Source organism: Streptococcus sp. HF-100, from assembly GCF_015594635.1.
GTDB lineage: Bacteria > Bacillota > Bacilli > Lactobacillales > Streptococcaceae > Streptococcus > Streptococcus vaginalis.
The window spans coordinates 124717-136595 of the sequence record NZ_JADNQV010000004.1 but is presented as its reverse complement, the minus strand read 5'-3'; the positions used below and the strand labels follow the sequence as shown (position 1 = coordinate 136595).

Here is an 11879-nt window from a genome sequence, read left to right as displayed (position 1 = left end):
TCATGGTAATGATTTATTGCGAGTAGCTAGCTGTTTTTTGAAAGGTTCTACTAAAATATTCAAAGTAGAGTGGAAATTTTACTATTTATAAAGTTTTTTACAAAATTTATAGATTCTTGTTGTTCTTTGTAAGCTATTTACAACTAGAAAGGATACATTATGAAGTTAATGATTTCAGCTGAAGATAAAAAATCCCTAAGAGATTTTCATTATTCACTAGAATTTTCTGGGAAAGTAGTACTTGCTTCGGTGGCGTTGGTCAGTTTGGCTGTATTAGCAAGTCGTGCCTGTTCTTCCAAAAAGAAGAAGGGCTGCTGTTTGCATAAAAATAGTGCAAAAGTGAGAATAATAAAATAATCAGGAAGGATAACTAAATGATTGGGAGTATGTTTGTCGGCTTCATTATTGGTCTAATTGCAGCAGCAATCACTAATCGTGGAGAACGAATGGGCTGTATTGGCAAGATCTTGCTAGGTTGGTTTGGAGCCTGGCTTGGGCAAATGCTCTTTGGTAACTGGGGACCTCATCTGTCAGATACAGCGATTATTCCATCTGTGTTGGGAGCGATTATTCTTTTAGCTATTTTCTGGGAAAGGGGAAGCTGACTTCTAAAAATAGGATTGAGACCGATACTTACGATTGCTAGTGTAGTCGCCCACAAAGGAATTAACATTTGAAAATGTTAATCTCAGCTTTCTTATTTCAAGGCTTCGGTACAAAATGTTCTGTATAGTCTCGCCCCACAAGGCGACTTAACTGTTTTTCAGACTGTTTAGATAGTGAATGCAAAAAACGAAGGTTTCATCAAAATTGCTCTTTGGAGTTTCAAAGGCGAATGAAGATGAGACTTGCTTCACAAGTTCTATCTACCACCTCAAAATAGTGCTTTGTTTTGTGCGATAGCAGTTGCGTTAAAATTGCTTGTCATCCTAAAGTCATGAGTCTGAGACAGATTCACACGATAACTACAAAAAAGAACAACCTTGATTCTCTGTTTATCAGAAGCCAAAGTTGTTCTTTTTATTTGTATTCTTGAGTTATAGTGCTTTTATAAAGAAATTTTAATTGGGAATGCTATTATATCAGAGATTCCCTTTTATTTATTATTCAATCACTAACATACCGTCTTTGATTGCGAAGGGTTCTTTTTCATTGATGCGGTCATAGAACATGATGCCGTTGGTGTGGTCAATCTCGTGTTGAACCACGATTGAGTTGTATCCTTTGAGTTTGATACGGTGTTTTTCACCTTCTTTGTCAAAATATTCAACAGTGACACGCGCATGGCGCACGACATAGCCAGGTACTTCGCGGTCAACTGACAAGCAGCCCTCCCCTTCAGCTAGTGCAGCATCTTGAACAGAATGTGCCACTACTTTAGCGTTGTACATAACCGTTTGCAAAGCATAGGCTTCCTTTGGTGGATTGCCCTCTTTATCTGGCAGGTTTGGTACCAATACAGCAATAATCCGCTTTGACAGATCTAGCTGAGGTGCAGCTAGACCAACGCCACCACGAAGTCCCATTTTTTCAGCAGTTGCAGGGTCTTGTGAATTTCTCAAAAATTGGAGCATTTTTTCACCCAAGATAACTTCTTGCTCTGTAAGTGGAAAGGTGACATCCTTAGCGACTGCCCGAAGCGTTGGATTTCCTTCGCGAATGATGTCATTCATATCAATCAAGTGAGCTGGTTTTGTTAATTTTTCAATAACAGACATGTTTTCTCCTTCGTTCTAAAAATGGATTTCTATTCCAAATTAAATTCTTTGTATATGATAAATATAACACAAAATAAAGGAGAAAGAAAGAAATCGAAATAGCGTGTAATGAATATGTGGAGAAAACACGAAATAAATTAGTAAAAAATTAGTCTATTTTGCTTGATATTTTTAGCAAAAATATGTATGATGTTTAGTTGGATACCTAAAATATTATTAGTAACAAAATAAATTACTTTTTAGGAGGGACAAAAAATTGAAAATTCTACTATTTGGAAATACGGGATATGTAACCAAAAAGTTTATACAAGAAGCTTTTCCAAAGGATACGGTTTATCTTTTGGGAGAAACAGATTTAAAAAGTTCAAAAAAATTAAAATTGACAGTTTTTCCGAAAACAAAAGAAACCATTTTAGTAGAAGTTTTAAGAACCTATCAATTTGACCAAATTCTTTATCTTTCTAATTTGCTAACTTATAAGAATCAACGAGTAGGGGAGCTAGAACGGCTGCAAACTTTTTTACATCGTACCAAAGAATTATCTCATTCGAAAATTCTTTATGTGACAGGACCAGAAGTGCTTAATGATCCTCAGGAGCTAGAAAGGGCGGCAGAGGAGATTTGCCTCAATTGGTCCAAGACAAATGGGCGATCTCTAAAAATAGTTCGCAGTTCTTATATGTATTCTTCCAAGTTGCCAGAAGATTATTTGTATCAGTTGTTTGACAGTCTTCACCAAAATAAAACAGTTCATATTGGAGAACATCCAGATGAAATTGCGAATTTTATCAATTCAGAAGATTTAGCAGAGCTAATCAGCAAAATTTTTGATAGCTGGGATGACCAAACAGAAATCTTAACTATTTATAATCCCTTTCAGATTACATTTCAGCAATTTGCGGCGAAATTAGAAGAACTGTCTCTCTCTAAAAGTGCAATAGAGATTGATTCAAAGTCAACTGAACCTTATCTTTATCGCTCGACAGATGAAGATAATTTAAGACAACGTTATGGCTGGTTTATTCGTTACTCGGTTCTAGATGATCTATCAGATTTTTACAAAGATTTCGTAAAAGAAAATAAGACGTCTAATCATCTGGAATTCAAGCATTTGAAAAAAGCTATTTATCTGATGCGGTCTCATAAGGTTTATCAAAAGGTAGCTGAAATTTTGCTTGCTTTTTTACTATCAGAAGGTTTGAGTACGTTATTAAATGGTTTCAATCAATTCAAAATGATTGATATTCGTTTATTTTTTGTAACCTTGATTAGTACAATCTTTGGAACTTTATATGGTATTTTTGCTGGTCTCCTTTCGATACTAGGGTTATTTGCAGCTAATATCTTCTCGGGAGGAAACTGGCAATCAATCGTCTATAATACCGATAGGTGGATTTCCTTTGCGGCTTATATGTTCGTAGCTCTTATTTGTGGGATTATCCAGATGAAGTACCAAGATGAGAAAGAAATGCTAGAAAAAGAAAATCAGCTGCTAAATGAAAGAAATGAACTCTTATCTATCTCCTATGAGGATGCAGTTTATGATCGTGAAAAGCTCGTTCAGCAAGTCGTTAGCAATCAAAATGGTGCGAGCAAACTATTCTCTATTTTTCAACAATTAGATAAGCCGACAGTAGAAGCTGTTTTAAATGAAACGAAGAAAGTTATTGAGGAGCAATTGGGAGCAAATAAAGTCAACATTTATTCATTATCTAATTCTTCTGACTTCAATCTAAGTAACTACCCGACATTAGCAGAAGAGTTAAAAAATGATGAAGTTTGGATAAATAAGAATCTTCTTCCAGATTACCCATTTTATGCATTAGAAATAAAAGCTGCTTCAGGATTAAAGTACCTCCTGTGGATTGAAGATGTCTCTTATAATCGTTTATCGCTCTCTCGCCTCCACTTTTTGCAAATGATTGGTGGAGTAGCAGCTTCCATGTTAGATAAAGCGGGTTATCATCAAGCATTTGCAAACATTAAAAAGACGATGTCCTTGGAGAATAATTCTGACTCAATCAAACACGGAGGTTGATAAATGGAATACATTATTTCTATGTTTTGTGTGATTTTAGATTTGATTCTATGTATTCATTCTTACTATTTGCTCAAATATAAAAAAATCAAACTACCGTTGTTTTATATTGTTTTTCCCATTGCAATACCGTTTTTAGGTTATCTTTTGCTTTGGCTTTTAAATCCATCCAGACATGACGATAAATCAAATGTGTCTCTTCTGGCAAAAGAGGCAGATGTTTGGACGGAGATAAGTGGAATTGAAAACAAGAACGAACTAGGAAATGCATATGAGGATGTCGAAGAACTCATTCCGTTAGAAGAAGCGCTGTTGTTGCAAGATAAGGAGACAGCACGGTGGATGTTAATGGAAATGGTTAGTCGGACTCCAGATCGTTTTATTGATTTGTTGTTTTTGGCTCGCAAAGATGAAGATACAGAAGTAGTACATTACGCTACGACCCTGATTGCGGAAGTGTCACGGCAGTACGATGTTCATTTACAAAATTTAAATAAAAAGTATCGTCAAAATCCTAATGATTTCCAAGTTTTAACAGAGTATTGTGCTACCTTAGCAAGTTACTTGCAAAAGGGACTTGTCACTAAACGGTTGGAAAAACTACTTAGAACAGATTATTCAAATCTTTTGGAGAAAAAGATACAACAAAAAGAAGAGTTGTCGGATTATCTGAACTTCATTAAAAATGAATTATTGCTCAAACATTATGATCGAGTTAAAGATTATTTAGATTTGATTTCACAAAAGTGGACACAACAAGAAGACATTTATATGTTATATCTGCAATATTATTATGAAACAAAACAAGGGGAAAGGATAAAAGAATTAGTAAAGGCTATAAAGGAAGATTCAAATTACATCTCAAAAGAGAATCGAGAACAATTAGCTTTTTGGCAGTCTTAAAGGTTGGAAGGAATGAAAAAGAAGAAGAAAACGTTGGCTTATTCAAGAGAATCCATTATAGTGGTGGTTATTTTTCTTTTGTTAGCCGCATTTTTATGGATTCAAAAAAGTGGGGAGCGTTATACGGTTGTTACAAGTAAAAATACCTATCTAAAAGGGAATATTCCTACTTCTAAAACAGTTTTTGAAAGCTTGGCAAAAGAAAATCTTGTACTTTATGATGAGAGCAATGATACCAGTAGACGAGCGAAAGAACAATTCTCGCAGATTCTTAAAGACATGAAGCAAGGCTATCAATTGGTTGATATTTCAAAAGATTCTCTTCCTAGTTTTTCAAATTATAAAAAAGTTATCGTACTTTTAAGCGATTTAGAAGCTCTGGGAGAAAAAACGCAGGAAATGGTTGACTGGGTTGAGCAGGGAGGAAATGTTCTCTTTGGTGTTACGCTAGTCAAGGATAATGCTTCTGCGTCCATTGAACAAAAATTGGGTGTTACAAATTCCAAATTTGAAAATTCTGCAGTAAACAAAATGTATATTGATAAAGACTTCATGATTGGTGGTGGGAAAAGTTATCCAATTGATGGAGGATTTGAATCGGCTTGGACAGTCTCTCTTTCATCAGACACCAAAGTTCATGCTTGGACAGATAATGAAGCGCGTATTCCTCTCGTTTGGGAGAAAAAGTATGGCAAAGGGAAGTTTGTCGTAGATAATTTTGGAATTTATGAAAGAGCAGTTCGTGGGATTTATGCAGCTTCTTATAGCTTGTTGACAGAAGCAACAGCTTATCCAGTAATTAATGGTGCTACGTTCTATTTGGATGATTTCCCTTCACCAGTACCAGCAGGAGATGCTACCTACATTAAGCGAGATTACAATACAAGTATTTCTGATTTTTATACAAATATTTGGTGGCCGGATTTATTGAAGTTATCTGAAAAGTATGGTATCAAGTATACTGGTGGTGTCATTGAAAATTATGAAGATGATACATCAGGAAATGTAACGGCACAAAAAGATATAGAGCGCTTTAAGTATTTTGGGAAATCTCTTTTAGCAAATGGCGGAGAGATTAGTTACCACGGTTATAATCATCAGCCACTTTCTCCGAAGGATGTTGATTATGGAGATGAATTTCCAACATACAAGACTTGGAAAGACAAAAAAGCAATGGAATCTTCTATTCGTGAGTTGATTCGATTTACGAAGGAGCTCTTTCCAAAAGGCGAAAAGTCTGTCTATATTCCACCTTCAAATGTCCTTTCAAAAGAAGGAAGAGAAGTGCTGAGAGCGAAATTCCCAGAGATTAAAAGCATTGCCAGTAACTATTTCCCAGGAAGATTTACCTATTCTCAAGAATTTGAGGTAGCTGATGATGGACTGATTGAGCAACCACGGATTGTTTCAGGTGCATCATGGGACAATTATTCTAAATTAACTGTTTTCTCAGAGCTGAATATGCATTATGTAATGACCCATTTCCTCCATCCAGATGATGTGATGGATGAAGATCGAGGTGCAAAACTTGGCTGGGCAAAATTATATAAAGATTTTAGCGATGAGATTGCATGGTTTGATAAAATGGCACCAAATATCCGAGATTTGACCGGTTCGGAAATGGCGGGGGCCATTCAACGCTATGGTATTTTAAGTGTTCAGCAACAGAAGACTGATACTGGTTTGGAATTAAATCTTGAGAATTTCCATGATAATGCTTACGTGATGCTTCGGTTGAATGAAGGAAAACCAGGAAAAGTGACAGGTGGGAAATTAGAGCATTTGACTGGTAATCTTTATTTATTGCATGCTACATCTGCAAAAGTAGCGATTGAATTGAAATAAAAAGAGAAAAGAAATTAAAAATGAGAATCTGTTTGGTTTTAGAGGGCTCTTACCCTTATGTACATGGTGGTGTATCCACTTGGATGCACCAATATATCACAGAAATGAAAGAACATGAATTTATCATTTGGGTTATTGGAGCCAATGAAGAAAAAAAGGGAAAATTTGTCTATGAATTCCCTGAAAATGTCGTAGAAGTTCATGAAGTATTTCTGGATAGCTTAGGTAATTCCGAAATGACAGATACAGGTCTTGAAGAATTAACTGGTGAAGAATATGAAGCTTTAAAACAGTTAGTTTTTTGTACCAAGCCTGATTGGTCACTTATTTTTGATATGTTGCAAGATGGAAAAATTCAGCGAGATGATTTTTTAGCGAGCGAAGAGTTCTTTTCCATGATTCAAGAGCTATGTGAAGAAAAATATGTTGCACAGCCTATGTCAGATGTCTTTCATACCATTCGTTCCATGCTTTTTCCTTTGTTGAACCTCTTATCAAGCAGTATTCCGTCTGCGGATGCGTATCATGCTATTTCTACAGGGTATGGTGGCATTCTAGCTACATTAGCAAGCACACGTATGCGAAAGCCGTTACTTCTAACTGAGCATGGTATTTATACACGTGAACGTGAGGAAGAAATTATTCGTGCAGATTGGATCTTGCCCTCTATGCGTAAGCAATGGATTGATTTCTTTTATATGTTATCAGACGCGATTTATTCTAAGGCGGACTGCATTACAAGTTTATTTTCAAAAGCTCGGGAAACACAGATTGAGCTTGGCTGTAAGCCGAGCAAATGTCGCGTTATTTCAAATGGTATTGATTATGAAAGTTTTTCTAACATTCCTTTTGACAAAAATGATGATAGTTGGATTAACATCGGAGCTGCTGTTAGAATGGCGCCAATTAAAGATATTAAAACGATGATTTATGCTTTCTATGAAGTTTCAGCACAAATGCCGAATGTTCGCCTTTATATCATGGGTGGGGTAGATGACAAAGCTTATGCAGAAGAATGCTACGCTTTAGCTCGTAAATTAAAATTAGAAAATCTGATTTTTACAGGACGTGTAGATGTCAAGGAATATTTAAAAAAGATGGATTTCATGATTCTAACAAGTATATCAGAAGGTCAGCCATTGTCTATTTTGGAGTCAATGGCTGCTGGAAAACCTTGTGTTACAACAGATGTCGGCTGTTGCAAAGAATTATTAGAGGGGCGCGAGGATGATGAACTGGGAGTAGCTGGTTACTGCGTGCCGCCAACGGATTTAACGAGTTTAGCTCATGCTATGCTTGTTGTGGCGAGTTCAGAAGAAAAACGTCTAAAAATGGGACAGATTGCTAAAAAGAGAAGTGAGCGATTTTACCAGTATCATCAAATGATTGAACAATATAGACAATTATATAAGGAGTATGTAAGATAATGGCAGGTCTGGGATTTGAACTGCGAAAAGTATATAATAAAGGTAACTTCCTTGCAAAACAAAAAGCTTATGGTTATGCAGGAGTTGTATATGTTGGGCCGATGATTCTTGGGATCTTGCTTATCTTGTCGGTTGTCGGTCTAAGTGTTTTAGGCCACTTCGGGAATGGTGAACGCGATCATTTGCTGGGCTTAATTTCGTATTCTATCTTAGCCTCTTTAGCAATTACCAACCTCTTTTCAATGATTGTTACCCGCTATGTAGCAGATATGCTTTATGAGAAAAAGTTTGAAAAAGTACTATCTTCTTATTTTTCTTCTGGGGCGGTCATGTTAGGATTGGGATTTGTGATTTATGGAATTTTCCTCTTTGTTTCAGGTATTCCTTTGTTAGAAATCATCTTAAATTTGGTCTTGTTTAGTGAGTTATGCCTAATTTGGAATGCTGTGAATTACTTAACGGCTGTAAAAGATTACCGTAGTATTCTAAAAACTTTTGCTATAACAATAGGTATTACTGCTGGGGTTGGTTTGGTGGCACTAGCATTGGCTATTTCGTATGGTTTGCTCCTTAGTGTTTGTATATCTTATGGCTTCATTCTTGTGCAAATGATTCGCATTTTGTACAGGCACTTCCCAAAGAATTATGCCGCTAATTTTGAATTCTTAATTTGGTTTGATCGATATTTAGATCTTTTCAAAGTAGGGATTTATATGTTTATAGGACTTTTTTCTCATATCGTCATCAATTGGTTTGGCCCACTCAGCAAGGGAATCGGAGGATTGTTTCATACAGCACCTGTTTACGATGTCCCTGCCATGTTAGCTTATCTGGTTACTTTAGTATCAACTGTAAACTTTGTTGTCTCTGTTGAGGTGAAGTTTTATCCTAAATTTAGGAAATATTACCATATGTATGAAGGGGTGGGAAGCGTTAAGAAAATCAACCAGAGCGAAATGGAAATGATGAATGTTCTTCGGAATGAATTAAAATATTTATCATGGAAACAGCTTCTGGCTACTTTATTAGCCATGTTTGTAGGAATTGTTCTATTGACAGTTCTACCACTTGGCTTTAACAGTCAGATGAAAGGTTATTTTCAAACGCTTTGCTTAGGTTATGGGCTTTATGCTGTAGGAAATATCAATCTATTGATGCTGCTTTACTTTGTTGATTATGAAGGGGCAAAGAAATGTGCGAGATGGTTTGCAGGAATCTCTGTTATTTTTAGTATCCTTACCCAATTTATGGATATATCTTTTATTGGATATGGTTTCTTATTAGCTGCTCTTGTACTTTATCTTACGACGAGTACGCGATTGAGCGAATATACAAAAGATCTCCCCTATCGTATCTTAGGAAGTCAAGAAGTCGTTTCTCGTGAAGAGGAAGGCTTCTTTACGAGGTTATTCACTACTTTGAAAGCGAGGTCGAAGGATGGATAATAAATGGACTAAATTTTTACTGGTTTTTGGATTAATGGTACTTGCATTTATTGTTTTAGCTATTTCTAATAGTGGTGGAAACAAAACGAAGCAACCAACTACAAAACATGTAAAAAAAGAAAAAGTGGCAAACATCAACGATCGTCATCTTCGAGATAAAGAATCTTTGTATGCCCAAAAAGACCCAGATGTAATTACCATGTATTTAACGGTAAGACGTGGGAATACTGCGGAGAATACCAATCATTCTTGGCGAGAAATCAATCAATATTCTGCCTATGATTATGAAAAAATGGGGGTGAAACGCTATCAGGTTGTGGGTCTTTTGCAAGTAGGAAATGAAAAAGGTCCTGTTGCGGGTGAATTTGGATTTGAGGAGCAAGTTCCAAATGCGACCGTTCAAATTCGAGGACAAAGCTCCAGCCGTTCAAAGCAGAAAAGTTATAAGATAGAAATCAAAAAAAATAAAGGTACTTGGGAAGGACAGCGAACGATCAATTTGAATAAGCATCCTTATGAATCTCTTCGTTTTCGAAATAGGTTAGCTTTTAAATTGATGGAGGGCATTCCGCAAATTGTTGGACTTCGCACTCAATTTGTCCATTTGTATGTAAAAGATGAAACTGGTTTAGGTTCAAAGAATTTTGAGGACTATGGACTATATACACAAGTTGAACAACTGAATAAAACAGCTCTTGAAGCGCATGGATTAGATAGAGCTGGTCAACTTTATAAGTTGAACAACTTTGAATTTTATCGGAAGGCAGATGCGATTCGAAAGGAAAATGACCCAAAGTTCGATAAGAAAAAATTTGAAGAACTCTTAGAAGTTAAGGGGGACCACGATCATACCAAACTTATTGATATGTTGGATAAATTGAATGATAAGTCAACGACAGGCGATAAAATGTTAGAAAAATATTTTGATGCCGAAAACATCCAATATTGGTTAGCTTTTCAGATTTTAATGGGAAACATTGACAGTCAAAATCGGAATATGTTCCTTTATAGCCCACAAAATGGAACTCGTTGGTATATTTTACCTTGGGATTTGGACGATTCTTTACGGAAAGGCGAGAGAGAACTTCGTAGGTCGGGTGCGCTGGGACAAAATTCTTGGCGTTATGGTGTGAGTAATTATTGGGGGAATCTCCTTTTTCAACGATTGCTAAAATCTGAAAGATTTAGAACGGGTTTGGATAAAGTGGTTGATAAATTATATAGAAATCAACTTAGTCCTAACAGTATCGGTGACTTGAGCAAGCAATATGCGAATATTGTCAAACCATATTTAAGTCGTATGCCAGATGTGGAGCGTATGCCTATAAAAGAGGAGCAATATGACAAGATTTTAAATGAATTACCAAAGGAAGTTGAAAAAAATTATCAAGATTATAAAAATAGTTTGCAGTCTCCTCAACCATTTTATATTGACCAGCCAAAAGTTGAGAATGGGGAACTGGTTCTTAAGTGGATGTCATCATACGATTTTAACAATAAAGAAATCACTTATCATGTAGAATTAGCTAAGGAGCCTAACTTTAAAGATAAGATCCTTGACAAGAAAGGTCTAACAGAGACAAGTGTCACTACAAAACATCTTCCAAAAGGTCAATATTTTATGCGCGTGATTGCTACAAATTCTGATGGTAAATCTCAGGCTTCTTTTGAACAATATCGTGTGGATACTACCAGTCTTTTTGGCGTTTTAAGTTTTTATGTGATGGAAGATGGTAAGATAAAGGTTGATGTTTATGAAAATAAATAAAGAAGAACAGTTTCGTCATGAAGGGAAATACCTGATTGGTCTGAAAGAAAAAGAACTATTGACGCAACGCTTTGGCTCCATCCTATCTTTGGATAGACATGCTCAAAATGGTGGGTATACTATTCGTAGTCTGTACTTTGATGATTACTGGAATAGTGCTTATGAGGAAAAAGAAGCGGGAATTTTGATGCGTAAAAAATACCGTATTCGGATCTATAATTTTAGTGACCGAAGTATCAAATTGGAGCGCAAAAAGAAATTTGGACAGTATATTTATAAAGAAGCAGCTCCTTTAACACGAGAAGAGGTAGAAAAAATTCTTGATGGTAACTATAATTTTCTTCTCCATAGCCCCTATTTGTTGTGTAGAGAATTTTATGTTGAATGTGTGGCAAATATGATGCGACCTCGTGTTATAGTAGACTATGAACGAGAACCTTGGGTTTATGACACAGGAACAGTTCGATTGACGTTTGATTCAAATGTTCGAGCTGCTATTGGTAGCTATGATATATTTGATCCATCGTTGCCGACGCTGCCGATATTGCAGCCAGGTAAATTGGTTTTTGAAGTCAAATATACAGAATTACTACCGCAAATTATAAAAACTATCATTCCGCCACAAGCTTCCGAGTTTCTTGCCGTATCCAAATATGTATTGTGTTATGAAAAAACAGCCTACTTACATGATTTCGGATACTGGTATGATACAGACCACTAGTAGAGGAGAAAAAG

Annotated in this window: 10 protein-coding genes; 9 read left to right on the top strand and 1 reads right to left on the bottom strand. The window is 36.0% G+C overall.

All coding sequences use genetic code 11. The features are described from left to right. The first annotated feature begins 159 nt into the window (after positions 1-159). Together IYQ23_RS05390 and IYQ23_RS05385 are read left to right on the top strand one after the other, a co-directional pair. Complete coding sequence (locus IYQ23_RS05390) at positions 160-357, top strand: hypothetical protein (protein WP_037590389.1); 198 nt, start codon at positions 160-162, stop codon at positions 355-357. 17 nt (positions 358-374) lie between these two features. Next, a complete protein-coding gene (locus tag IYQ23_RS05385; protein ID WP_003039588.1) occupies positions 375-605 on the top strand; it encodes a GlsB/YeaQ/YmgE family stress response membrane protein in 231 nt (76 codons plus the stop codon). A 498-nt stretch (positions 606-1103) separates the two neighbouring features. On the opposite strand, the gene def is transcribed toward IYQ23_RS05385, so the two are convergent. Continuing rightward, the gene (gene def, locus IYQ23_RS05380; RefSeq protein WP_143876703.1) at positions 1104-1718 is read right to left on the bottom strand and encodes a peptide deformylase; all 615 of its coding nucleotides are present in this window, start codon (positions 1716-1718) and stop codon (positions 1104-1106) included. A 256-nt stretch (positions 1719-1974) separates the two neighbouring features. Between def and IYQ23_RS05375 the strand changes: the two genes are divergently transcribed. The 7 genes from IYQ23_RS05375 to IYQ23_RS05345 are packed head-to-tail and all read left to right on the top strand — an operon-like array spanning position 1975 to position 11865. Then, positions 1975-3756, top strand: a complete 1782-nt coding sequence (locus IYQ23_RS05375; protein ID WP_195674322.1) for a hypothetical protein — start codon at positions 1975-1977, stop codon at positions 3754-3756. Positions 3757-3759: 3 nt separating this feature from the next. Beyond that, on the top strand, positions 3760-4659 hold the full coding sequence (locus tag IYQ23_RS05370) for a hypothetical protein (protein ID WP_195674321.1): 900 nt from the start codon (positions 3760-3762) through the stop codon (positions 4657-4659). A gap of 12 nt (positions 4660-4671) precedes the next feature. After that, entirely contained in the window at positions 4672-6504 is a 1833-nt protein-coding gene (locus IYQ23_RS05365; RefSeq protein WP_195674320.1) for a DUF2194 domain-containing protein, read from the top strand. 20 nt (positions 6505-6524) lie between these two features. After that, a complete protein-coding gene (pelF, locus tag IYQ23_RS05360) occupies positions 6525-7931 on the top strand; it encodes a GT4 family glycosyltransferase PelF (RefSeq protein ID WP_195674319.1) in 1407 nt (468 codons plus the stop codon). After that, complete coding sequence (gene pelG, locus IYQ23_RS05355; RefSeq protein ID WP_195674318.1) at positions 7931-9376, top strand: exopolysaccharide Pel transporter PelG; 1446 nt, start codon at positions 7931-7933, stop codon at positions 9374-9376. Before pelF ends, pelG begins: the two co-directional genes overlap by 1 nt. Continuing rightward, entirely contained in the window at positions 9369-11144 is a 1776-nt protein-coding gene (locus tag IYQ23_RS05350; RefSeq protein WP_195674317.1) for a CotH kinase family protein, read from the top strand. The genes pelG and IYQ23_RS05350 overlap by 8 nt, the downstream gene beginning before the upstream one ends. Then, positions 11131-11865 (top strand): polyphosphate polymerase domain-containing protein, encoded by a 735-nt coding sequence (locus IYQ23_RS05345; protein ID WP_195674316.1) that lies wholly within the window; start codon positions 11131-11133, stop codon positions 11863-11865. Before IYQ23_RS05350 ends, IYQ23_RS05345 begins: the two co-directional genes overlap by 14 nt. Positions 11866-11879 lie beyond the last annotated feature (14 nt).

Bases quoted from the DNA above. Each gene is read 5' to 3' on its own strand.
- IYQ23_RS05385 (WP_003039588.1), top strand. From the start codon at position 375: ATGATTGGGAGTATGTTTGTCGGCTTCATTATTGGTCTAATTGCAGCA.
- IYQ23_RS05345 (WP_195674316.1), top strand. From the start codon at position 11,131: ATGAAAATAAATAAAGAAGAACAGTTTCGTCATGAAGGGAAATACCTG.
- pelF (WP_195674319.1), top strand. From the start codon at position 6,525: ATGAGAATCTGTTTGGTTTTAGAGGGCTCTTACCCTTATGTACATGGT.
- IYQ23_RS05350 (WP_195674317.1), top strand. From the start codon at position 9,369: ATGGATAATAAATGGACTAAATTTTTACTGGTTTTTGGATTAATGGTA.
- IYQ23_RS05390 (WP_037590389.1), top strand. From the start codon at position 160: ATGAAGTTAATGATTTCAGCTGAAGATAAAAAATCCCTAAGAGATTTT.
- IYQ23_RS05370 (WP_195674321.1), top strand. From the start codon at position 3,760: ATGGAATACATTATTTCTATGTTTTGTGTGATTTTAGATTTGATTCTA.
- IYQ23_RS05365 (WP_195674320.1), top strand. From the start codon at position 4,672: ATGAAAAAGAAGAAGAAAACGTTGGCTTATTCAAGAGAATCCATTATA.
- pelG (WP_195674318.1), top strand. From the start codon at position 7,931: ATGGCAGGTCTGGGATTTGAACTGCGAAAAGTATATAATAAAGGTAAC.
- def (WP_143876703.1), bottom strand. From the start codon at position 1,718: ATGTCTGTTATTGAAAAATTAACAAAACCAGCTCACTTGATTGATATG.